The organism is Mycobacterium terramassiliense (genome assembly GCF_900157385.1).
GTDB lineage: Bacteria > Actinomycetota > Actinomycetes > Mycobacteriales > Mycobacteriaceae > Mycobacterium > Mycobacterium terramassiliense.
This window is the reverse complement of sequence record NZ_LT717700.1, coordinates 509,113-530,710: the sequence shown is the minus strand read 5'-3', so window position 1 is coordinate 530,710 and position 21,598 is coordinate 509,113. Positions and strand designations below refer to the sequence as shown.

Sequence of the window (21,598 nt, the reverse complement as noted above, 5' to 3'; positions counted from 1 at the left end):
GACGGTCTCGAGCCGGCCGTCGACAGGGGGATTCCAGGGAGGTGAGGATGCCCGACATCGATTGGAATGCGCTGCGCGACAAGGCAATCCAGGCCGCAACGGGGGCCTACGCGCCCTACTCGCGATTCGCGGTCGGGGCGGCGGCGCTGGTCGACGACGGCCGCGTGGTCACCGGCTGCAATGTGGAGAACGTCTCATATGGCCTTGCTCTCTGTGCCGAGTGCGGTGTGGTGTGCGCCCTGCATGCCACCGGTGGGGGCCGGCTGGTCGCGCTCGCCTGCGTCGACGCCCAGGGCGCCCCGCTGATGCCGTGCGGGCGGTGCCGTCAGGTGCTCCTGGAGCACGGCGGCCCCGAGCTGCTGATCGACCACCCGGTGCGGCCCCGCCGGCTGGGCGAGCTGCTGCCGGAAGCCTTCACCGCCGAGTTGCCCCGGGAACGCCCTTGACCGGCGTCGAATCCGACGCGGCTTTCGACGCGCCCACGGTGATCCGGACCAAGCGCGACGGCGGCCGGTTGTCCGACGCGGCCATCGACTGGGTCGTCGGCGCGTACACCCGCGGCCTGGTCGCCGACGAACAAATGTCGGCGCTGCTGATGGCGATCTTTTGGCGCGGCATGGACCCCGGCGAGCTCGCGCGGTGGACGGCGGCGATGCTGGCCTCCGGCGAGCGCCTGGACTTCCGCGACCTGCCCCTACCGACCGTGGACAAGCACTCCACCGGCGGCGTCGGGGACAAGATCCCCCTGCCGCTGGTCCCGCTCGTCGCCGCGTGCGGCGCGGCCGTGCCCCAGGCGTCGGGCCGCGGGCTCGGGCATACCGGCGGCACGCTGGACAAGCTGGAGGCCATTGCCGGCTTTTCCGCCGCGCTGTCCGGCCGGCGGGGGCGCGAGCAGCTCAGCGACGTCGGCGCGGCCATCTTCGCCGCCGGCGACCTGGCGCCGGCCGACGCCAAGCTGTACGCGCTGCGCGACGTCACCGCCACCGTCGAGTCGCTGCCGCTGATCGCGAGCTCGGTGATGAGCAAGAAGCTGGCCGAGGGGGCGGGCGCGCTGGTGCTCGACGTGAAGGTCGGGTCCGGGGCGCTGATGCCCTCGGAGGCGGCCAGCCGCGAGCTGGCGCACGCCATGGTGGGGCTCGGCGCGGCGCACGGCGTGCCCACCCGGGCGCTGCTGACCGACATGAACCGCCCGCTGGGGGCCACGGTGGGCAACGCGCTCGAGGTCGCCGAGTCGCTGGAGGTGCTGGCCGGCGGCGGGCCGCCCGACGTGGTGGAGCTGACGGTGCGGCTGGCCACCGAGATGCTCGAGCTCGCCGGGATCGACGACCGCGATCCCGCCCGGGCGCTGCGCGACGGCACGGCGATGGACCGGTTCCGCCGGCTCGTCGCGGCCCAGGGCGGCGACCTGTCGGTCCCGTTGCCCGTCGGTTCGTGTTCGGAGACCGTGACCGCCGGCCGGGGCGGCACAATGGGCGATATCGACGCGATGGCAGTGGGGCAGGCGGCATGGCGGCTGGGCGCGGGGCGATCCCGCCCGGGCCAAGCGGTGCAGCCGGGCGCGGGCGTCCGGATTCACCGCCGCCCCGGGGAGCCCGTCGCGGCCGGCGAGCCGCTGTTCACCCTCTACACCGACACCCCCGAGCGGTTCGGCGCCGCGCTGGCCGAGCTGGACGGTGGCTTCAGCGTCGGTGACACGCCACCGGCTCGCCGGCCGCTGATCATCGATCGGATCGCCACGTGAAACTGGATCTAGAGCAGATCAAGAAGGCGCCCAAGGCCCTGCTGCACGACCACCTCGACGGCGGGCTGCGCCCGTCGACCGTGATCGACATCGCCGGTCAGACCGGCTACGACGGCCTGCCCGCCACCGACGTCGACGAGCTGGCCACGTGGTTTCGCACCCGCTCGCACAGCGGCTCGCTGGAGCGCTACCTGGAGCCGTTTTCGCACACCGTGGCGGTGATGCAGACGCCCGACGCGCTGTACCGCGTCGCCTACGAGTGCGTCGAGGACCTGGCCGCCGACGCCGTGGTCTACGCCGAGGTGCGTTTCGCCCCGGAGCTGCACATCGACCGCGGGCTGTCCTTCGACGAGATCGTCGACGCCGTGCTGGAGGGGTTCGCCGCCGGTGAGAAGGCTTGCGCTGCCGCGGGGCGCCCGATCAAGGTGCGGCTGTTGGTCACCGCCATGCGGCACGCCGCGGTGTCCCGCGAGATCGCCGAGCTGGCAATTCGCTTCCGCGACAAGGGAGTGGTCGGGTTCGACATCGCCGGGGCGGAGGCCGGCAACCCGCCGACGCGTCACCTGGACGCCTTCGAGTACATGCGAGACCACAACGCGCGCTTCACCATTCACGCCGGCGAGGCGTTCGGGCTGCCGTCCATCCACGAGGCGATCGCGTTCTGTGGGGCCGACCGGCTGGGGCACGGGGTGCGCATCGTCGACGACATCGAGGTTCTCGAGGGCGGGGGCGTCCGGCTGGGCCAGCAGGCATCGATCTTGCGGGACAAGCGAATTCCGCTGGAGCTGTGCCCGAGTTCGAACGTGCAGACCGGCGCGGTCAACAGCATCGCCGAGCACCCGTTCGACCTGCTGGCCCGCGCCCGGTTCCGGGTGACCGTCAACACCGACAACCGCCTGATGAGCGACACCACGATGAGCCTCGAAATGCACCGGCTGGTCGAGGCTTTCGGCTACGGGTGGAGCGACCTCGAGAGGTTCACCATCAACGCGATGAAGTCGGCGTTCATCCCGTTCGACGAACGGCTGGCGATCATCGACGAGGTGATCAAGCCGCGGTACGCGGTGCTGATCGGTTAGTCGTCGACCGCCAGCCGTCGTCGAAAACGGAGACCTAGCGGGGCATCCCGGTGTGGCTGCGGCGGCCCGTCACGGCCTCGTAGATGGCGATGAGGACGATCGCGGCGCCGACGCCGACGAAGAACGGAATCCAGGCGATTCCGCCGTTGGCGTTGTGGTATCCGAACTGCCCGGCCACGGCCGAGCCGATCAGGCCGCCCACGGCGCCCAGCACCACCGTCATGATCATGCCGATGCTTTGCTTGCCCGGCATCACGAGGCGGGCCACCACACCGATGATCGCGCCCACGATGATCGCCAGGATGATTGATCCGATCATTGCAGCTCCTGTCCTAGCGGCTCCCCGAGTGGGCGCCGTCTGATTGCGGGTTCCCCGAACGGCCGGGCTTGTAACCCCTTGTGCCCCCGAACGATCTCTGTCGCCCGGGCTTTTCCGGTGAGACCATGTGGTGATGGAGCCAGGCCGCCTCACCCCCGAGCAGGTCCACAACGTGGCCTTCTCCAAGCCGCCCATCGGCATGCGTGGCTATAACGAAGACGAGGTCGACGCGTTTTTGGATGTCGTCGAGGCGGCGCTGCGAGATCCGGCCGGCCGCGCGCTGACCGCGGACCAGGTTCGCAACGTGGCCTTCTCCAAGCCGCCGATCGGCATGCGTGGCTATCACGAAGACGAGGTCGACCGATTCCTCGAAGCCGTTGCGGCGCAGCTGCAGCCGGGATCCGGCGCGGCGTCCGTCGGGTGGTCGCACGCACGCGGTCCCGCCCGCGAGTCGAGGGGCCGCCGGTTGCTCAACGGTGTCGCCGGCCTCGTCCGGTGGATCGTCGACTGACGGCGGCCGCCGCGGCGGCGTCAGCCGCTGCAGCCGTTGAGGTCGATCTTCGAGCCGGCTCCCGCACCTTCCAGGGCCGCCGCGTCGGCCGCGTCTTGGAAGAACGCTTGGCGTCCCGCCAACGTTTTTCCGTCGCCGCTCTCCGCGACCGAAAGACAGCCCAGCCCCGAGATGATCACCTCGCAGTCGTTCGTCTTACCGGTGACGTCGCACCACAAGACGGCCGCGTCTTCGGCCTGGTTTCTGGTGCGATAGTTCTGTCGGATCGCCACTTGCCCGGTCGAGGTCGACGCCGCGATCGCCCCCCAGCAACCGGGCCTGCAGTAAAAGTCGACGTCGGCCCGGGCCACCGGCGGGGCCCCCACCGCCGGTGCGGCGGCGATGAAAAGACCGATCACGGCGGGCAGCGCAACGTTCCTCATGGTCACGACCTCGTGTACGGCCCCCCGGATCACCATCGCAGCCGTAGCTCGGAGCGCGATGAGAAGGCGCCCTGAGGCCCGTTAGAACGCCGGGTTGAGCAGCGCGTCGGCGTTGGCGTGAAAAAGCCCGGGCATGTCGGGCTCCGCGCAGCCCATCCGCCGGTAGTCGTCCAGTGGGGTCGCGGTCCCCTCGGAGTGGGGGTAGTCGCTGCAGAACATGAACACGTCGCCGCTCAGGGCGGCCAGCTGCTTGGGGTTCTCGTAGGAGAAGGAGGACACCCGCACGTGGTCGAGGAAATACTCGCTCGGCCGCCGGGCCAGCGGGGTCACCGGCTTGCCGTTGAGCTGCGTGGTGAAGGCGGCCGCGCCGTCCAGCATCAGCAGAAACTGCGGCACCCAGGCGGAGCTGAGCTCGACCACGCCGAAGCGCAGCCGCGGATGCCGGTCGAACACGCCGTGCAGGATCAGGTCGGACAGCGCCAGCGCCGGCGGCACCCACAGGAACACCGCCTCGGTGGCCGGCACCAGATCGTCGCCCGGATCGTCGGAATACCAGCAGTCGTCGAAGACCCGCACCTGATCGGCGACGTGGAACACCGGCGTGACGGCGTGGTCGGCGAGGGCGGCCCAGATCCGGTCGTGCCCGGGGTGCGACAGCGCCCGGCCGTCCACCGGCCCGGCGCCGATCATGGCCAGCGTGACCCCGGCGCCCGCCAGCGCGTCGAGCTCGGCCTCGAGCCACTCCGGGTCGCGCAACGTCAGGTGCGCGACCGGGTGCAGCCGGCCGCCGCCCTCCGCCCGCACGATTGCGCACCATCGGTTCCACGCCGTCATGTTCGCGGTCATCGCCGGAAGCGACGGCGACAGGCGCCGCTCCCAGAGCAGGCCGAAGTTGGGGAACAGGACCGCCTCGTCGAGACCGGCGCCGTCGAGCCATCCCAGGCGCGCCGCCGGCTCCCAGTACGCGGCCGGCAACGCCTCGTCGTACCGGTAGGAGGCGGGCTCGCCCGCGCGTTGCCGCTTGCGGTGCTCCCCGCAGGACGCGGTGTCGCCGGGCAGGTGGACGTCCGCCAGGGCGAGGCGTTCGCCGCGCCAGCTCAGCCAGGTGTAGCCGAGCTCGTCGTCGGCCAGGCCCAGCGCGTCCGCGCGCGCCGCCGGGTCGATGTGCTCTGCCCACAGCGAACGGCTCTCGTAGAGGTGCTGGTCCGAGTCGACGATGCGGGTCACACCGCCAGTTGTCCCACCGGCACCCCGCCGCGTCAAGGGACCCCCGTGCAGGGTCGACGTTCGCCGCATATTGTGGCTGGACATGAAGCTGCCGCTGCTGGGCCCGGTGTCCCTGACGGGCTTCCAGAACGCCTGGTTCTTCCTGGTCCTGCTGGTCGTCCTGCTGGTGATAGGGATCTACGTGGCGGTGCAATTCGCCCGGCGGCGCCGGGTGCTGCGGTTCGCCAACATGGAGGTGCTGGAGCGAGTCGCGCCGCTGCGCTCCGGCCGGTGGCGGCACGTGCCGACGATCCTGCTGGCCGCGGCGTTGGCGCTGCTGACCACCGCGATGGCCGGGCCGACGTCCGACATCCGGATTCCGCTCAACCGCGCCGTCGTGGTGTTGGTCATCGACGTGTCGGAATCGATGGCCTCCACCGACGTCGCCCCAACCCGGCTGGCCGCCGCGCAGGAGGCCGGCAAGAAATTCGCCGACGAGCTGACTCCGGCCATCAACCTGGGCCTGGTGGAGTTCGCGGCCAACGCGTCGCTGCTGGTGTCGCCGACGACGAACCGCCAGGCCGTCAAGGCGGCGATCGACGGCCTCAAGCCGGCGCCGAAAACCGCGACCGGGGAGGGCATCTTCACCGCGCTGCAGGCGATCGCGACCGTCGGCTCGGTGATGGGCGGCGGCGACGGGCCGCCCCCGGCGCGCATCGTGCTGGAGTCCGACGGCGCCGAGAACGTGCCGTTGGACCCCAACGCCCCGCAGGGCGCGTTCACCGCGGCGCGCGCGGCCAAGGCCGAGGAGGTGCAGATCTCGACGATTTCCTTCGGCACGCCCTACGGCACCGTCGACTACGAGGGCGCCACCATCCCGGTCCCCGTCGACGACCAGACGCTGCAGGAGATCACCAAGATCACCGACGGCCAGGCGTTCCACGCCGACAGTCTGGAATCGCTGGAGCAGGTCTATTCGACGCTGCAGCGCCAGATCGGCTACGAGACGGTGAAGGGCGACGCCAGCCTCGCGTGGATGCTGCTCGGCGCGGTGGTCCTGGCCGGCGCCATCCTGGCCGGTGTGGCCCTCAACAGCAGGTTGCCTTCCTGACTCAGGTCGTCGATCAGATCGGCAATCGCCGGTTGATCAGCAGGGCCAGCGCCGTGGCGATCAGGGCGGCGAGGACGCCCAGGCGCAGCCACCCGGAGCTGCCGGGGCCGGCCACGGTGCGAAACCCGATATCGTTCTCGATGGCGTTGTAGCTCTTGTTGAGCTCGGCGATGTTGGTCGCGGTATAGGACTGCCCGCCCGACAGCCGTGCGATGGTGCGCATCTGGTCGGTCGAGACGGGAACGGCGACCCGCTGCCCGTTCATCTCGATCTCGCCGCCCTTGGTGCCGAACGAGATCGTCGAGATGGGCACGCCCTGGTCCTTGGCCAGCCGCGCGGCGGTGTAGGCGCCGTCGTGGGGGTCGCCGGGATCGGTCGGCTTGTTCTCGCCGCCGTCGGACAGCAGCACGATGCGGGCCGGCGGCGGGGTGTCCCCGCCGGTGATGGCCGCGGCCCCGACCGCGTGCAGCGCGGTGAAGATCGCCTCGCCGGTGGCCGTCCCGTCGCCGAACTCGAGCTTCTTCAGCGCGTCGAGGGTCGCCTGGTGCTGCGGGGTCGGGGGCACCAGCAGGTAGGGCGTCCCGGCAAACCCGACCAGGCCGAGATTGATGCCCGGCGTCAGCTGGCTGGCGAACTGGCTGGCCGCCTGCTCGGCCGCTTTGAGCCGGTTGGGGTCGACGTCGGTGGCGCGCATGGAGTTCGACATGTCGATGACGAGCACGACGCAGGCGCGGTTGCGCGGGATGCGCATGTCGTGGGTCGGCGTGGCCAGGGCGACGGTCAACAGCAGCAGGGAAAGCAGCGCAACCGCGATCGGCAGGTGCCGCCACCACGATTGCGGAACCTCGGACTCGGTGAACCGGCGCAGGCGCCGCCGGCGCCGGGCCTGCGCCAGGACGTAGACGGCGAGCAGCGCCAGCGGGACCAAGGCAAACAGCAGCATGACCGGACGCTGCAACCCGTACAGGGGCAGCGGGCCGATGCCGGGAAGTGACACCTGCGCCAGTAAAGAGCAGTCTTGGGGGCCCGTCAAACGGGGCGGCTCGCGCGCCTATTCGCCGGCTATTCCCGCCGCAGCCGCCCCTCGACGAATTGCTCCAGCTTCTCCCATTCGCGCACCGCCGCGGCGTAGGGCGGGCCGGGCTTGGTGACCGTCTCCGGCTCCAGCACGGAGGCCACCAGCCTGCCCAGGGGCCGGCCGGTGTCGAGCGCCTTTTCCACCGCGGGGTCCTCGGAGTAGTCGCCGATGTCCCGGAGCAGCTCCACGGCCAAATCGAGCTGATCCCGATCCACCGCGTCCGGCCCGTCGCCGAAGTCGTCGGCCAGCCCGCTCAGCACGTAAACGTTGTCGTCGGTGATGTCGACCGACAGCGAGCCGTCGGTCGCGGCGGTGCGGATGTCGTCGTACGTGCTCAGGTCCGACAAGTCGTGGTCGTGCTCGTCGGCGAGGTAGCGGGCCAGCGCCCGCTCGGAGGTGAACACGCTGATGCGGCCGTTGCGGCCCAGGAAGATCGGGCGGTCGTCCAAATAGCAGCGCAGCGTGTAGAAGGTGCCGGCGCTCGTGATGATCCGGATCGGGTCGATGCCCACCTGGACCCAGAAGTCCTCGGCGCCGCCCAGCACGACGGTGTCACCGGCGGCGCGGTCCTGCTCGTCCTCTTCGCCGTCATCTTCATCGTCTTCGTCCGCGGGCTCCTCGTCGGCCCCCGAGTCGTCCTCCGCCGCGGACTCGGCCGCCGCGTCGACGTTGGCCGCGTCGACGGTGGCCTCGTCGCCCTCCTCGGTGTCCTCTTCGATCTCCGGTTCCTCGGGCTCCTCGGCCAGTTCCTCGGCGGCCTTGGCCGCGTACTCGACGTCGACGTCGGGAGCGCTGACGATCTCGTCGATCGCGCCGAGCACGTCGTCCCAGCCGCCCGCGATGACCTCGGCGATCGAATTCCAGCGCTTCTGACCCGCCTTCCCGGCGAAGGTGTCGATACCGCCGGCCACCGTGCCCAGGGTGGGGTTGCCGTTGAAGAATTTCGCCACCGCCGGCAGCTCGCACACCGATCCGATGGACGACACGATCGCCAGCGTGCCCGCCAGCGCGGTCACCGACTCCTCGGTGGGCTTCTCCGCCACCAGCTCCTCGACGGCGACCAGATCGAACTGCCTGTCAGCGGCGGGTTCGAAGGTGCGCGCGTGCGCCGAGGTCAGCTCCTGCCATGCCGGGTGGTCCACCAGATCGTTGTCGGTGTTGGTGCGCACGAAGGCGACCAGGTCGGCAACGGTCTCGAACGCGTAGAGGTCCTCGTCCTTGCCGAGAAACGCCTCCCACTCGTCGCCGGCGTCGCGCCAGCGGGGCGCCCACACGGTGTAGCGGTCGCCCTCGGACAGGCTCAGGCGGATGGGCACGAGGTCAGCAGCCATGCGGCACACAATAGCGACGGGCGGGTCAGCAGCGGGCCATCGGGCCAGCCCGGCGACGGCGAGCGCCGGGACGGCGCGGGTTAAGGAGCGGGCCGTCGGGCCAGGGCGACGGCGAGCGCCGGGACGGCGCGGGTAAGGAGCGGGCCGTCGGGCCAGGGCGACGGCGAGCGCCGGAACGGCGCGGGTAAGGAGCGGGCCGTCGGGCCAGCCCGGCGACGGCGAGCGCCGGAACGGCGCGAGTAAGGAGCGGGCCGTCGGGCCAGCCCGGCGACGGCGAGCGCCGGAACGGCGCGAGTAAGGAGCGGGCCGTCGGGCCAGCCCGGCGACGGCGAGCGCCGGAACGGCGCGGGTAAGGAGCGGGCCGTCGGGCCAGCCCGGCGACGGCGAGCGCCGGAACGGCGCGAGTAAGGAGCGGGCCGTCGGGCTAGGCGGCCCAGATGGTGGCGATCGGCGCGGCGCCGGCGGCGTAGCCGATCTTGGGCAGCCCGTACATCTGTTCGAGCGTGGCAAGCACGCTGTAGTGGTTGATCTGCTCGGTGTAGGTGCCGGGCTGCACGTGCCCGCCGTAGATGACCGTCGGGATCTGGTTGCGCGGCCCGCCGTCGTCCTCGTCCCACGTCACGATGAGCAGGCTGTTGTTGGCCACCGCCCAGTTGGCGTAGCCCGACAGCTCACGGCTGAGCCAGGCGTCGCCCTGCGCGATCGAGCCGTCGTGCATGTTGTCGTCGTTGTTGGGGATGACGAACGACACGGTCGGCAGCGCCGCGTAATTGCCCATCGGAAAGGCGGAGAACGGCAGCGAGCTGGCAGCCGGCACGTTGGTGAAGTTCGCCCACGGCACGTGCTTGCGTGCGTACTTGCCGGCGCTGCACACCGTCGAGCCCGCGGCGGGCAGGCCCTCGGCGTAACCGGCGAATGTGTAACCGGCGGAAAGCAATTCGGAGGCCAGGTTCGGAGTCGCGCCGCCGTTGACCGGGCACGAGTCGCTGGTCACCCCGAGTGTGCTGCCGGCAAACAGCGCCAGGTAGTTCGGCTCGCTGGGGTGCGTTTCGGCGAACGACTGGGCCATGTTGGCTCCGCCGGCGGCCAGCGCGTTGATGAACGGCGCCGAGGAGTTGCCGATGATGTGGGCCTGGGCGCGGTTCTCTTCGATGACGATCACCACGTGCGACGGCTGCGGCATCGCTGCCGCCGCGAGGCTGACCCGGGGGACCGCCGGGATGACCACCAGGGCCGCCAGCGCGGCCGCGCCGGCGAGGCTCTTGATTGCGCTCAGCACGTCGGGAGTATATGAGCGGACTTGGCCCGCGGACGGCGTCGCGCGAGCGTGTCAGCGTTACCGGTCGCAATCGTTATATAGGGTCACTTCCCGTGGACGTGCGCGTCGTCGATCACCCGCTGGCCCTGGCGCGGCTGACGGCCCTGCGCGACGAACGCACCGACAACGCCCACTTCCGCGCGGCCTTGCGCGACCTGACCGCGATGCTGGTGTACGAGGCCACCCGGGACGCCGGCCGCGAGACCTTCCCGATCCGCACGCCGCTGGCCGACACGCTCGGGGTGCGGCTGGCCAACCCGCCGCTGCTGGTGCCCGTGCTGCGGGCCGGGCTGGGCATGGTCGACCAGGCGCTCGCGCTGCTGCCCGAGGCGCGGGTGGGGTTCGTCGGCGTGGCCCGCGACGAGCAAACCCACCTGCCGAGCGGGTACATGGAGTCGCTGCCCGACGACCTGAGCGGAACCCCGGTGCTGGTGCTCGATCCGATGCTGGCCACCGGCGGGTCCCTGACGCACACGATCGGCCTGCTGCAGCGCCGCGGCGCGTCGGACATCGCCGTGCTGTGCGTGGTGGCCGCGCCGGAAGGCGTTGCGGCGCTGGATAAAGCGGCACCCGGAACGCGGCTCTTCACGGTGGCCGTCGACGACGGGCTCAACGAGATCGCCTACATCGTGCCCGGCCTGGGCGACGCGGGCGATCGTCAGTTCGGGCCCCGCTAGTTCACCAGGTGCGAACGTCTGAGACCAGCGCGTCGCGCAGCGCCCGCGCGCGATGCCGGGCGGACCGCAGGTCATCGGTCGGCGCGCAGCGAATCTCGATGTAGCACTTCAACTTCGGCTCGGTGCCCGACGGTCGCACCACCACCCGGGCCGACGTCGCGTCGTCGCCGCCGGCGAAGATCAGCGCGTCGGTGATGTCGGTGAGGTCGGCGGCGAAGCCGGCCAGCCGGCGGGGCGGGTCCGCGCGCAGCCGCCGCATCAGGCCGGCGGCCTCGTCGGCGTCGGCGACGCGGCGCGACACCGCCGCGACGTCGTGCACGCCGTGGCGGCGGGCCAGGTCGTCGAGCAGGTCGGGCACCGAACGACCCTGCGCCTGCAGCGCGGCCACGAGGTCGCACGCCAGCACCGCGGCGCTGATGCCGTCCTTGTCGCGCACGGCATCCGGATCGACGCAGTGGCCGATCGCCTCCTCGTAGGCGTACACCAGCGTTTTGCCCGGCGCGTCGGAGTCGGCGCGCGCCAGCCACTTGAAGCCGGTGAGGGTCTCGACGTGCGTCGCGCCGTAGCGCGCGGCGATCGCCGCCAGCATCCGCGATGACACCACGGTGCTGGCCACCACCGCGGTGTCGGCGGCGGGTTCGCGGGACAGGATGTAATCGCCCAGCAGCCAACCGGTTTCGTCGCCGGACAGCATCCGCCAGCCGGAGGCGCCGGATTTCTCCAAGGGGATGCCCACCGCGCACCGGTCGGCGTCGGGGTCCAGGGCGATCGCGACGTCGGCCGTCGTCTCGGCGGCCAGGGCGAGCAGCGCGTCGCTGGCGCCGGGCTCCTCGGGGTTGGGGAACGCGACGGTCGGGAAGTCGGGGTCGGGCGCGAACTGCGCCCCGACGGTGTGCACCTCGTGAAATCCCGCGCGCCGCAGGGCTTCGACGGCCACCGCGCCCCCGACCCCGTGCAGCGGCGTCAGCGCCACCCGCACCGAACCGGTGCCGCGCCGCACCCGCGCCGCGCGCTCGACGTAGCGCTCGACCAGGTCGGTCGCCGCGGGAGCCACGGGTTGCCGGGCGATTTCGGCGGGCGGGGGAGCGGCGGCCATCGCCGCTTCTATCCGGCGATCGACGGGGGAGACGATCTGGATGCCGCCGGAGAAGTACACCTTGTAGCCGTTGTCGGTCGGCGGGTTGTGCGACGCCGTGATCTGCACCCCGGCGGCGGCGCCGGTGTGGCGCACCGCGAAGGCGACCACCGGGGTGGGCACCGGCCCGGGCAGCAGCAGCACCGAAAAGCCCTGGGCGGCAAGCACTTCGGCGGTCACGGTGGCGAACGCCGCCGAGCCGTGCCGGGCGTCGCGGCCGACGATCACCAGCGAGCCGGCCGCGCCCCCCTCGGTGAGCACGCGCGCCACCGCCCAGGTCGCGCGCGCGACCACCGCGGCGTTCATGGCGTCGGGCCCGTCGCGCACCGGGCCGCGCAGCCCCGCGGTGCCGAATCGGAGTGGGCGGGCCGGTGCCACGGCGCTACAACCGCGCCACGACGTCGGCCAGCAGGGCGCCCATCCGGCCGGCCGCCGCGGCGCCGGCGGCCAGCACCTCGGCGTGGCTGAGCGGCGCGCCGCTGATCCCGGCGGCCAGGTTGGTCACCAGCGACACGCCCAGCACCTCGGCGCCGGCCTCGCGGGCCGCGATCGTCTCGTGCACCGTCGACATGCCGACCAGGTCGGCCCCCAGCGTCTGCAGCATCCGGACCTCCGCGGGGGTCTCGTAGTGCGGCCCGGGCAGCCCGGCGTAGACGCCCTCGGTCAGCGCCGGATCGCCCCGGCGGGCCAGCTCGCGCAGCCGCGGCGCGTAGGCGTCGGTGAGGTCGACGAAGCGCGGGCCGACCAGCGGGGAGCGGCCGGTGAGGTTCAGGTGGTCACTGATCAGCACGGGCTGGCCCGCGGCCATGTCCGGGCGCAGCCCGCCGGCCGCGTTGGTGAGCACGACGACGCGCGCGCCCGCCGCGCAGGCCGCCCGCACCGGGTGCACGACGTGGCACAGGTCGTGCCCCTCGTAGGCGTGCACGCGACCGACCATCACCAGCACCCGCTGCGCACCGATGCGCATCGACAACAGCTCGCCGGTGTGCCCGATGGCGGTCGGCGGGGCGAACCCCGGCAGTTCGGCCTGAGGCAGCGTGGCGGTCGGGGTGCCCAGCGCCGCCGCGGCGGGCCGCCAACCCGATCCGAGCACGATGGCGACGTCGTGCTCGGCTACCCCGGTCCGCTCGGCGATGGCCCGCGCCGCCTGCCTGGCGAGTTCGTCGGGATCGAGCGGGGGTTCGGCCACAGTCGGCGAGCTTAGCCCGGCGTATGTGAGGATCTGCCGTATGCGTCGTCCTAGGTGGTCGTTTTTTGGTCGGGTCGTCGCCGTCGCGGTGTCGGTCGCCACGCTCACGAGCGGACCGGCACCGGCGGCAGGGGCCGACGGGTGTCCGGATGTCCAACTGATCTTCGCCCGCGGCACCGCCGAGCCGCCCGGCCTGGGGGCGGTGGGCGATGCGCTGTTCGCCGCGCTGCGGCCCGCCCTCGGCGCGCGCAGCGTCGATGCCTATCCGGTGAACTATCCGGCCAGCTATAACTTTCTGACGACCGCCGACGGCGCCAACGACGCGCGCGATCACATCGCCGCGATGGTCGACCAGTGCCCGGCGACGCGGCTGGTGCTCGGTGGCTTCTCGCAGGGCGCCGCCGCGGTGTCGATGCTGGCGGGGGTCCCGCCGATCGGGCAGCGCATCGGCAACTTCGGATCGGCTCCCGCGCTGGATCCCGGTCTGGCCGACAAGGTCCGGGCGGTGGCGGTGTTCGGCAATCCCGGCAACCGCTTCGACACGCCCCTGTCGACGACCGGTGCGTTCGCCGGTCGCGCCATCGACTTGTGCAGCCCCGGTGATCCCGTGTGCGTCGTCGGCGGCCGCGACCGCGACGCGCACCACGACTACGAGGCACCGCCCTACCCCGGCCAGGCGGCGGGTTTCATCGCCGGGCTGGTCTAACCCGCCAGGATGTTGCGCAGGTTGGAGATGCCCGAGGTGAAGCCCGTCGGCGCGTTGTTCAGGATGCCGCTGATCTCGGCGACGCCGGAGTTGAACAGGCCCGAGACGTAGTCGCCGGCGTTGCCTATCCCGGAGGCGTTGTCGCCGGAGTTGTTGAAGCCCGAGCTGTCGACGCCCGAGTTTCCGAAACCCGAACTGGCGCCGGACCCGGTGAACAGGTTGCCCACTCCGGTGTTGAGGTCGCCGGAGTTGAAGACGCCGGTGTTGATGCTGCCCGAGTTGAAGAAACCCGTGTTGTAGTTGCCGGCGTTGAAGCCACCGGTGTTGTAGTCGCCGGAGTTGAAGATCCCGGTGTCGGTCGATCCGGAGTTGAACAGCCCGGTGGCGAACGCTCCGGAGTTGGCGAGGCCGGAGTTGAACTGACCCGAGTTGCCGACGCCGATGTTGCCGTTGCCCGAGTTGAAGAACCCGACGTTGTTGGTGCCCGAGTTGCCGAAGCCGACGTTGCCGGTGCCCGAGTTCAGCCCGCCGAACCCGATCTGATGGTCGCCGGTGAGCCCGATGCCGATGTTTCCGTTGCCGCTGTTGCCGAAGCCGAAATTCCCGGAGCCGAAGTTGCCGAAGCCGAAGTTGTTGCTGCCACTGTTGCCGAAGCCGAGGTTGAAGCCGCCGATGTTGCCGCTGCCCAGGTTCCAGCTGCCGTTGTTGCCGCTGCCGAAGTTGGCGCTGCCGATGTTGCCGCTGCCCAGGTTCCAGAAGCCGAAGTTGCCGCTGCCGAGGTTGACGTCGCCGATGTTGCCGCTGCCCAGCAGGTTGATCTGGCCGTTGTTGCCGCTGCCCAGGTTCCACGCGAGTTGGTTTCCGATCCCCAGGGTCAGCAGCTTCGAGTTGCCGATTCCGAGGACGTTGAATCCCGGGATGTTGTCCAGGAACCCGACGATGCCGTCCAGGGGCTGAAGCGCCGAAGGCAGCTGGTCGGCCGCCGCCGACGCGCCGGCGTGATAGTCGACCATCGCGGCGACGTCCTGGGCCCACATCTGTTCGTACTCGGCCTCGGTGGCCGCGATCGCGGGGGCGTTCTGGCCGAACAGGTTCGACATCACCAGCGAAACCAGGTCGGTGCGATTGGCGGCAACCACGGCCGGGTGCACCGTCGCCGCCAACGTGGACTCGAACACCGCCGCGACGGACTGGGCCTGCGCGGACGCGTTCTGGGCGTGGGCCGCGGCCGCGTTCAGGAAACCCGCGTAGGGGGTGGCCGCCGCCATCATCGCCGCCGACGCCGGGCCCTGCCAGGCCTGCTGCGTGAGCCCGGAGGTCACCGACGCGAAAGACGATGCCGCCGAGGACAGCTCGGAGGCCAGGCCGTCCCACGCCGCCGCGGCCTCTAGCATTGGTGCCGACCCCGCGCCGACGAACATCCGCAGCGAGTTGATCTCCGGGGGCAGCACCAAAAAGCTCATCGCGAATCCTTCGGCCGAGACTGTCTTAAACGGATGTCATATAGATAGCAGAGTTTCATACTTTTAGTCCACAGGAGTGGCGAACAACATAGTAATCGGTTTGGTAAGCGCGCGCCGGGTTCCGGAAGGACTTCGCGTGTCGGGACCGAATCGCGGCGGTGGGATACTGCGAGGGTGCCCGCTCGCTCGTCAGACCACCCGCTAGGTCGCGTTGAGGATGTCGCGCGGCGACGTGGCCCCGACCTCGTCGCGTTGTCCCACGCCATCCACGCCGAGCCCGAGCTCGCGTTCGACGAGCACCGCAGCTGCGCCAAGGTCCAGGCGCTGGTCGCCGAGCGCGGTTTCGAGATCACCGCGCGCGCGGGCGGTCTGGACACCGCGTTCCGCGCCGACTTCGGCAGCGGACCCCTGGTCGTCGGGGTGTGCGCCGAGTACGACGCGCTGCCCGAGATCGGGCACGCCTGCGGCCACAACATCATCGCCGCATCGGCGGTGGGGGCGGCGCTGGCGCTGGCCGAGGTGGCCGACGACCTGGGGTTGCGGGTCGCGCTGCTGGGCACTCCCGCCGAGGAGGCCGGCGGCGGCAAGGCGCTGCTGCTCGAGGCCGGGACGTTCGACGACGTCGCGGTGGCGGTGATGGTGCATCCCGGGCCGACCGATATCGCCGCGGCGCGCTCGCTGGCGTTGTCGGAAGCGACGGTGGACTACCGGGGCAAGGAATCGCACGCGGCCGTCGCGCCGTTCCTCGGGCTCAACGCCGCCGACGCCCTGACCGTCGCGCAGGTGGCCGTCGGGCTGCTGCGCCAGCAGTTGGCGCCGGGACAACTGGTGCACGGGATCGTCACCAACGGCGGGCAGGCGGTCAACGTCATCCCCGGGCACACCACGCTGCAGTACGCGATGCGGGCGCTCGACGCCGAATCGCTGCGCCAGCTCGAGGGCAGGATGTACGCGTGCTTTGCCGCGGGCGCGCTGGCCGCCGGCTGCGAGTACGAGATCGACAGCCCCTCACCGCCATACGCCGAGCTCGACCCCGATCCCTGGCTGGCCGACGTCGTCCGGGACGAGATGCGCCGACTCGGACGCGAGCCGGTGGCGGCCGAAGTCGAGGCGGCGCTGCCGATGGGCAGCACGGACATGGGCAACGTGACCAAGGTGCTGCCCGGCATTCACCCGGTGATCGGCGTCGACGCCGGCGGTGCCACGGTTCACCAACGCGCCTTCGCCGCCGCCGCGGCGGGCCCCAGCGCCGACCGCGCGGTCGTCGACGGGGCGATCATGTTGGCGCGCACCGTCGTTCACCTCGCCCAGACCCGCGAAGAACGAGACCGGGTACTGGCGGCGCAGGAGCGCAGGGCGAGCGGGGCCCGAGCATGAGCCTCGTCGACACCGCCGAGTCGTGGCTGGCCGCGCACCACGACGACCTGGTCTCGTGGCGCCGGCACATCCACCGCTATCCGGAGTTGGGCCGCCAGGAGTACGCGACCACCCAGTTCGTCGCCGAACGGTTGGCCGACGCGGGGCTGAACCCCAAGGTGTTGCCCGGCGGGACCGGGCTGGTCTGCGACCTGGGGCCCGAGCACGAGCCGAGGATCGCGCTGCGGGCCGACATGGACGCGCTGCCTATGGCCGAGCGGACCGACGCGCCGTACACCTCGACGATGCCCAACGTCGCGCACGCCTGCGGGCACGACGCGCACACCGCCATCCTGCTGGGCACGGCGCTCGCGCTGGCGTCGGTGCCGGAGCTGCCGATCGGGGTGCGGTTGATCTTCCAGGCCGCCGAGGAGCTGATGCCCGGCGGGGCGATCGACGCGATCGCGGCCGGGGCGCTGTCGGGGGTGTCGCGGATCTTCGCCCTGCACTGCGATCCCCGGCTGGAGGTCGGCAAGATCGCGGTGCGGCAAGGCCCGATCACCTCGGCGGCCGACCAGCTGGAGATCACGCTGTATTCCCCGGGCGGGCACACCTCGCGGCCGCACCTGACCGCCGACCTGGTCTATGGCCTCGGCACCCTGATCACCGGCCTGCCGGGGGTGCTGTCGCGCCGCATCGACCCGCGCAACGGGACGGTGCTGGTGTGGGGCGCCGTCAATGCCGGGGTGGCCCCCAACGCGATCCCGCAGACGGGCGTGTTGGCCGGCACCGTGCGCACCGCCAGCCGCCAGACCTGGGTCGCCATGCAAGACATCATCCGCGAGACGGTGTCCGCGCTGCTGGCCCCGCTGGCGATCGAACACACACTGCAGTACCGGCGCGGGGTGCCCCCTGTGGTCAACGAGGACGTCTCGACGCGCATCCTCACCCATGCCATCGAAGCCGTCGGCCCCGACGCGCTCGCCGACACCCGGCAGTCCGGCGGCGGTGAGGACTTCTCCTGGTATCTGGAGGAGATCCCCGGCGCGATGGCGCGCCTGGGCGTGTGGTCCGGCGAGGGCCCGCAGCTCGATCTGCACCAGCCCAACTTCGATCTCGACGAGCGCGCCCTGGCGATCGGGCTGCGCGTGATGGTCAACATCGTCGAGCAGGCCGCACTCTTCTAGGGCAGAAATCCCGCGCGAGCGTGCGTGTTTGTACAGCGACACGCCGCCGCAGCCGGCATTCTGCGCACGCTCGGCGCAGTGAATTGTGGGGAATCCGCGGCGCCCACACGATAGCCGGCATGCACGCAGACCTATGTCGACTGCTCGACGCGCAAGGCGAAGTGGTGACGTCCGCGCAGGCGCTGAGGTTCCTCACCCGCCGCGGGCTGGAGGCCCACGTGAATAGCGGTGCGCTGCAGAAGGTTTGGCACGGCGTTTACGGCCGTGGCCAGGTCACCACGGCGTTGCGACTGCGCGGGCTGGATCTGGCCGCCGATACGACGATCGTCGCGTGCCTGGGCACCGCTGCGGCGGTATACGGGTTCGACACCGAACGAACGGCGGATCTGCACGTGCTCAATCCGCCCGGCCGGCAACTGCGGTCGTGCGAGGGCCTCGTCGTGCACCGGCGTCAGGGCGCGCCGCAGGCACTGGTCGGCGGAAGACCCGCCACCACACCCGCATGGACGGCGATCGAAGTCGCCCGTGGCCTGCGCCGCCCCAGAGCCCTCGCGACGCTGGATGCCGCGCTGCGCAGCGGCACCTGTAGCCGCGAAGACCTGGAGCGGGCGGTCAAGCAGCAGGCCGGGCGGCGCGGGATCGTGACCGTGCGCGAGCTGGTTGTCCTGGCGTCCCCGCAGGCGGAGTCGCCGATGGAGAGCGAGGCACGGCTGGTCATGATCGACGGCGGCCTGCCCGAGCCCGTGCTGCAGTACGAGGTCCTGGACCCGCAGGGACGCCTCTGGCGCCTCGACTTCGCGTGGCCGGTACTTCGGGTCGCCGCTGAATACGACGGCATCGACTGGCACAGCGGGCCGGAGGCTTTTTTCCGAGACCGCCGCCGGGCTTCGGCACTCCAAGAGCTGGGGTGGTTGATAGTGCCCATCGTCGCCGAGGACGTCAGATACCGGCCGCGCGAACTTGTCCGCCGGCTCGAGACGCAGCTCCGAAAGGCCGCGTGACGCCGCGACGAGGGTGCGCAGGTTGCCGGCCACTGCGGCGTGTCGCCGTACCAACACGCACGCTCGCGAGGCGGACTCGCTAGGGCAGGCCGTTCGCGCCGAGCAGCAGGCCCCCGGCGCCGCCCGGCCTGCTGCTTGACCGGCCGAACAGCAGCCCGCCGGCCCCGCCGGCGCCTCCCGTCGCGCCGATTCCGCCTGCGCCGCCGGCACCGCCGTTGCCGAACAGGCCGCCGGCCCCTCCCGCGCCGCCGGGGACCCCGGCGAGCGTGCTCGGCCCACCGTTGCCGCCGTCGCCGTAGAGCAGGCCCCCCGGACCGCCCGGCTGGCCCACCCCGGCGATGGTCGTCCCGTTGGCGCCATTGCCGATCAGCGGGCGCCCCAGCAGCGCCCGGGTGGGCGCGTTCACCGCGCCCAGCAGGTCCTGCTGCAGGGTCTGCAGCGGCGAGGCGTTGGCGGCCTCGGCCAGGGCATAGGAGGCACCGCCCGCGGCCACGGCCTGCGCGAATTCGCCGTGCAGCGCCGCCACCTGGGCGCTGAGTGCCTGGTATGCGGCGCCGTGCGCGCCCAGCAACGCCGCGATGTCCTTGGAGACCTCATCGGCCGCCGCGGCCAGCACCCCCGTCGTGGGAGCCGCGGCGGCCGCGCTGGCCGCCGCGACTGTCGAACCGATGCCCGCCAGGTCTGCCGCCGCGGACTCGACCATGTCTGGCGCGGCGATGACGAACGACATGCCGCACCTCCCTAGGCGCTGGTCCCCGGGCCGACGTTGCTGGCCGGGCGGGTGCGCAGGTCGTGCACGTAATCCGCTGGCGCACCGGCGATTTCGGCGGCGTCGGCCATCACACCGAGGTATCGCGCCGACGGCAGCCCGCCCTCCCACGCGTCGAGCACGTACAACCACGCCAGTACGGGATCGGTGGTGGTGTCCGACGAAATGCGCTCCACCCGGCACCGGATCTTCTTGTGCACCCCGAACTCGGAGCCCTCCCAGTGGTCGAGGTTGACCTCGTCGGCCGGCGTCATGTCGTAGAGCACGACGAACACCTTGGAACCGGGGTCCTCGACGATCGTCGCCAGGGCGCCTTCCCAGCCGATGTCCTCGCCGCCGAACGTCAACCGCCACCCATGCAGCCAGCCGGTTCCGGCCATCGGCGAGTGCGGCGCGCGCTTGAGCATCTGCTCGGGATCCATGTTCGATCCGTACGCGGCGTAGAGCGGCACGGGGAAAGCTTAAACGTCGCACGCTCGCGCGGTATTCACCCGAGCGTTTAGCGGGCTTCCCGCCGCGCAGATAGGTTGGGCCATGTGGTGACCCGCATCGTGATCCTGGGTGGGGGGCCGGCCGGTTACGAAGCCGCTCTGGTCGCCGCCACCTCACACCCCGACACAACCCACGTCACCGTGATCGACTCCGACGGGGTCGGCGGGGCGGCCGTGCTGGATGATTGCGTGCCGTCCAAGACGTTCATCGCCTCCACCGGGCTGCGCACCGAACTGCGCCGCGCCCCGCGGCTGGGCTTCGACATCGACATCGAAGACGCCAAGATCTCGTTGCCGCAGATCCACGCGCGGGTGCGGACGCTGGCCGCCGAGCAGTCGGCCGACATCACCGCCCAGCTGCTCGCCGTGGGTGTGCAAGTGGTCGCGGGCCGGGGCGAGCTGATCGACCCGACGCCCGGGCTGGCCAAGCACCGCATCAGGGCCACCGCCGCGGACGGGACGACCAGTGAGCACGAGGCCGACGTCGTGCTGATCGCCACCGGCGCGAGCCCGCGGATCCTGCCGTCGGCTCAGCCCGACGGCGAACGCATCCTGACCTGGCGGCAGCTCTACGACCTGGAGGCCCTGCCCGAGCACCTGATCGTGGTGGGCTCCGGGGTGACCGGCGCCGAGTTCGTCAGCGCCTACACCGAGCTGGGCGTCCCGGTGACCGTGGCGGCCAGCCGCGACCGGGTGCTGCCGTACGAGGACGCCGACGCCGCGCTGGTCCTGGAGGAGTCGTTCTCCGAACGGGGCGTCCAGCTGGTCAAGAACGCCCGCGCCGAGTCGGTCACCCGCACCGACGCCGGGGTGCTGGTCACCATGACCGACGGGCGCACGGTCGAGGGCAGCCACGCCCTGATGACCATCGGGTCGGTTCCCAACACCGGCAACCTCGGGCTGGAACGGGTCGGCATCGAGCTGGGGCGCGGGGACTACCTGCGGGTCGACCGGGTGTCGCGGACCTCGGTGCCCGGCATCTACGCCGCGGGGGACTGCACGGGGCTGCTGCTGTTGGCGTCTGTCGCGGCCATGCAGGGCCGGATCGCGATGTATCACGCGCTGGGCGAGGGCGTCAGCCCGATCCGGCTGCGCACGGTGGCGGCGACGGTGTTCACCAGGCCCGAGATCGCCGCCGTCGGGGTGCCGCAGTCGATGATCGACGACGGTTCGGTGCCGGCCCGGACGATCATGCTGCCGCTGCGCACCAACGCGCGCGCGAAAATGTCGGGCCTGCGGCAAGGGTTCGTCAAGATGTTCTGCCGCAAGTCCACCGGCGTGGTGATCGGCGGCGTGGTGGTGGCGCCGATCGCCTCCGAGCTGATCCTGCCGATCGCCGTGGCCGTGCAAAACCGCATCACCGTCAACGAACTGGCGCAGACGCTGGCCGTTTATCCGTCGCTGTCCGGTTCGATCACCGAGGCCGCGCGCCGGCTGATGGCCCACGACGATCTCGATTAGGGCCTAGCCTGGGTAGCGCTACCGACGAGTAACCGGACAGGAGCCCC

Annotated in this window: 20 protein-coding genes and 3 pseudogenes; 12 read left to right on the top strand and 11 right to left on the bottom strand. The window is 71.4% G+C overall.

All coding sequences use genetic code 11. The annotated features are described in order from the left end of the window. Window positions 1-47: 47 nt before the first annotated feature. The 3 genes from MTAB308_RS10580 to MTAB308_RS10570 are packed head-to-tail and all read left to right on the top strand — an operon-like array spanning window position 48 to window position 2,820. Entirely contained in the window at window positions 48-446 is a 399-nt protein-coding gene (locus MTAB308_RS10580) for a cytidine deaminase (protein ID WP_077099401.1), read from the top strand. Next, a complete protein-coding gene (locus MTAB308_RS10575; protein WP_077099400.1) occupies window positions 443-1,741 on the top strand; it encodes a thymidine phosphorylase in 1,299 nt (432 codons plus the stop codon). Before MTAB308_RS10580 ends, MTAB308_RS10575 begins: the two co-directional genes overlap by 4 nt. Further along, the gene (locus MTAB308_RS10570) at window positions 1,738-2,820 is read left to right on the top strand and encodes an adenosine deaminase (RefSeq protein ID WP_077099399.1); all 1,083 of its coding nucleotides are present in this window, start codon (window positions 1,738-1,740) and stop codon (window positions 2,818-2,820) included. Before MTAB308_RS10575 ends, MTAB308_RS10570 begins: the two co-directional genes overlap by 4 nt. A 34-nt stretch (window positions 2,821-2,854) precedes the next feature. Here MTAB308_RS10570 and MTAB308_RS10565 read toward each other — a convergent pair whose 3' ends face one another. Then, window positions 2,855-3,139 carry a GlsB/YeaQ/YmgE family stress response membrane protein gene (locus MTAB308_RS10565; RefSeq protein ID WP_077099398.1) on the bottom strand — a complete coding sequence of 95 codons (285 nt, stop codon included), beginning with the start codon at window positions 3,137-3,139 and terminating at the stop codon, window positions 2,855-2,857. Window positions 3,140-3,272: 133 nt separating this feature from the next. Between MTAB308_RS10565 and MTAB308_RS29740 the strand changes: the two are divergent. Beyond that, window positions 3,273-3,398, top strand: a pseudogene (locus MTAB308_RS29740) (DivIVA domain-containing protein); the annotation flags it as partial. Beyond that, entirely contained in the window at window positions 3,375-3,650 is a 276-nt protein-coding gene (locus tag MTAB308_RS30270; RefSeq protein ID WP_281253106.1) for a DivIVA domain-containing protein, read from the top strand. The pseudogene MTAB308_RS29740 and the gene MTAB308_RS30270, both read left to right, overlap by 24 nt. A gap of 20 nt (window positions 3,651-3,670) precedes the next feature. Here MTAB308_RS30270 and MTAB308_RS10555 read toward each other — a convergent pair whose 3' ends face one another. Both MTAB308_RS10555 and MTAB308_RS10550 read right to left on the bottom strand, forming a co-directional pair. Beyond that, the gene (locus MTAB308_RS10555; RefSeq protein ID WP_157900937.1) at window positions 3,671-4,072 is read right to left on the bottom strand and encodes a DUF4189 domain-containing protein; all 402 of its coding nucleotides are present in this window, start codon (window positions 4,070-4,072) and stop codon (window positions 3,671-3,673) included. An 81-nt stretch (window positions 4,073-4,153) separates the two neighbouring features. Continuing rightward, entirely contained in the window at window positions 4,154-5,299 is a 1,146-nt protein-coding gene (locus MTAB308_RS10550) for an amidohydrolase family protein (RefSeq protein WP_077099395.1), read from the bottom strand. Window positions 5,300-5,381: 82 nt separating this feature from the next. Here MTAB308_RS10550 and MTAB308_RS10545 point away from each other — a divergent pair, with 82 nt between their 5' ends. Further along, entirely contained in the window at window positions 5,382-6,389 is a 1,008-nt protein-coding gene (locus tag MTAB308_RS10545; RefSeq protein WP_077099394.1) for a VWA domain-containing protein, read from the top strand. A gap of 13 nt (window positions 6,390-6,402) precedes the next feature. Here MTAB308_RS10545 and MTAB308_RS10540 read toward each other — a convergent pair whose 3' ends face one another. The 3 genes from MTAB308_RS10540 to MTAB308_RS10525 all read right to left on the bottom strand — a co-directional run bounded on the left by MTAB308_RS10540 (window position 6,403) and on the right by MTAB308_RS10525 (window position 10,074). Continuing rightward, on the bottom strand, window positions 6,403-7,386 hold the full coding sequence (locus tag MTAB308_RS10540; RefSeq protein ID WP_077099393.1) for a VWA domain-containing protein: 984 nt from the start codon (window positions 7,384-7,386) through the stop codon (window positions 6,403-6,405). Between the two features lie 65 nt (window positions 7,387-7,451). Beyond that, complete coding sequence (satS, locus tag MTAB308_RS10535) at window positions 7,452-8,798, bottom strand: protein export chaperone SatS (RefSeq protein WP_077099392.1); 1,347 nt, start codon at window positions 8,796-8,798, stop codon at window positions 7,452-7,454. 424 nt (window positions 8,799-9,222) lie between these two features. Then, complete coding sequence (locus MTAB308_RS10525) at window positions 9,223-10,074, bottom strand: alkaline phosphatase family protein (protein WP_483869902.1); 852 nt, start codon at window positions 10,072-10,074, stop codon at window positions 9,223-9,225. Between the two features lie 95 nt (window positions 10,075-10,169). Between MTAB308_RS10525 and upp the strand changes: the two genes are divergently transcribed. Next, window positions 10,170-10,793 (top strand): uracil phosphoribosyltransferase, encoded by a 624-nt coding sequence (gene upp, locus MTAB308_RS10520; protein WP_077099391.1) that lies wholly within the window; start codon window positions 10,170-10,172, stop codon window positions 10,791-10,793. Window position 10,794: 1 nt separating this feature from the next. Here the strand turns inward: upp and MTAB308_RS10515 are convergent. Beyond that, window positions 10,795-12,390 (bottom strand): annotated as a pseudogene (locus MTAB308_RS10515) (phospho-sugar mutase); the annotation flags it as partial. Continuing rightward, window positions 12,311-13,117 (bottom strand): purine-nucleoside phosphorylase, encoded by an 807-nt coding sequence (locus MTAB308_RS10510; RefSeq protein WP_077099390.1) that lies wholly within the window; start codon window positions 13,115-13,117, stop codon window positions 12,311-12,313. The gene MTAB308_RS10510 and the pseudogene MTAB308_RS10515, both read right to left, overlap by 80 nt. A gap of 88 nt (window positions 13,118-13,205) precedes the next feature. On the opposite strand from MTAB308_RS10510, the gene MTAB308_RS10505 reads away from it, so the two are divergent. Next, a complete protein-coding gene (locus MTAB308_RS10505; RefSeq protein ID WP_216823664.1) occupies window positions 13,206-13,823 on the top strand; it encodes a cutinase family protein in 618 nt (205 codons plus the stop codon). On the opposite strand, the gene MTAB308_RS10500 is transcribed toward MTAB308_RS10505, so the two are convergent. Then, window positions 13,820-15,286: a PPE family protein gene (locus tag MTAB308_RS10500; RefSeq protein ID WP_083746498.1), complete on the bottom strand. Its 1,467-nt coding sequence runs from the start codon at window positions 15,284-15,286 to the stop codon at window positions 13,820-13,822. The genes MTAB308_RS10505 and MTAB308_RS10500 overlap by 4 nt on opposite strands. Before the next feature lie 174 nt (window positions 15,287-15,460). On the opposite strand from MTAB308_RS10500, the gene MTAB308_RS10495 reads away from it, so the two are divergent. From MTAB308_RS10495 to MTAB308_RS10485, 3 genes are all read left to right on the top strand, one after another. Then, complete coding sequence (locus MTAB308_RS10495; RefSeq protein ID WP_077099388.1) at window positions 15,461-16,663, top strand: amidohydrolase; 1,203 nt, start codon at window positions 15,461-15,463, stop codon at window positions 16,661-16,663. Then, window positions 16,660-17,829: a M20 family metallopeptidase gene (locus MTAB308_RS10490; protein WP_077099387.1), complete on the top strand. Its 1,170-nt coding sequence runs from the start codon at window positions 16,660-16,662 to the stop codon at window positions 17,827-17,829. The genes MTAB308_RS10495 and MTAB308_RS10490 overlap by 4 nt, the downstream gene beginning before the upstream one ends. 119 nt (window positions 17,830-17,948) lie before the next feature. Continuing rightward, window positions 17,949-18,830, top strand: coding sequence for an endonuclease domain-containing protein (locus MTAB308_RS10485; RefSeq protein ID WP_077099386.1), 882 nt, complete (start codon window positions 17,949-17,951; stop codon window positions 18,828-18,830). Between the two features lie 88 nt (window positions 18,831-18,918). Here the strand turns inward: MTAB308_RS10485 and MTAB308_RS10480 are convergent. Further along, window positions 18,919-19,560 (bottom strand): annotated as a pseudogene (locus MTAB308_RS10480) (PE family protein); the annotation flags it as partial. A gap of 11 nt (window positions 19,561-19,571) precedes the next feature. After that, complete coding sequence (locus MTAB308_RS10475) at window positions 19,572-20,051, bottom strand: gamma-glutamylcyclotransferase family protein (protein ID WP_077099384.1); 480 nt, start codon at window positions 20,049-20,051, stop codon at window positions 19,572-19,574. 84 nt (window positions 20,052-20,135) lie between these two features. Here MTAB308_RS10475 and MTAB308_RS10470 point away from each other — a divergent pair, with 84 nt between their 5' ends. Beyond that, window positions 20,136-21,551, top strand: a complete 1,416-nt coding sequence (locus MTAB308_RS10470) for an NAD(P)H-quinone dehydrogenase (protein WP_077099383.1) — start codon at window positions 20,136-20,138, stop codon at window positions 21,549-21,551. Window positions 21,552-21,598: the final 47 nt, after the last annotated feature.

Excerpts from the sequence above, each read along its gene's own strand:
- satS (WP_077099392.1), bottom strand. The coding sequence starts at position 8,798 with ATGGCTGCTGACCTCGTGCCCATCCGCCTGAGCCTGTCCGAGGGCGAC.
- MTAB308_RS10545 (WP_077099394.1), top strand. The coding sequence starts at position 5,382 with ATGAAGCTGCCGCTGCTGGGCCCGGTGTCCCTGACGGGCTTCCAGAAC.
- MTAB308_RS10490 (WP_077099387.1), top strand. The coding sequence starts at position 16,660 with ATGAGCCTCGTCGACACCGCCGAGTCGTGGCTGGCCGCGCACCACGAC.
- MTAB308_RS10500 (WP_083746498.1), bottom strand. The coding sequence starts at position 15,286 with ATGAGCTTTTTGGTGCTGCCCCCGGAGATCAACTCGCTGCGGATGTTC.
- MTAB308_RS10485 (WP_077099386.1), top strand. The coding sequence starts at position 17,949 with ATGCACGCAGACCTATGTCGACTGCTCGACGCGCAAGGCGAAGTGGTG.
- MTAB308_RS10580 (WP_077099401.1), top strand. The coding sequence starts at position 48 with ATGCCCGACATCGATTGGAATGCGCTGCGCGACAAGGCAATCCAGGCC.
- MTAB308_RS10565 (WP_077099398.1), bottom strand. The coding sequence starts at position 3,139 with ATGATCGGATCAATCATCCTGGCGATCATCGTGGGCGCGATCATCGGT.
- MTAB308_RS10555 (WP_157900937.1), bottom strand. The coding sequence starts at position 4,072 with ATGAGGAACGTTGCGCTGCCCGCCGTGATCGGTCTTTTCATCGCCGCC.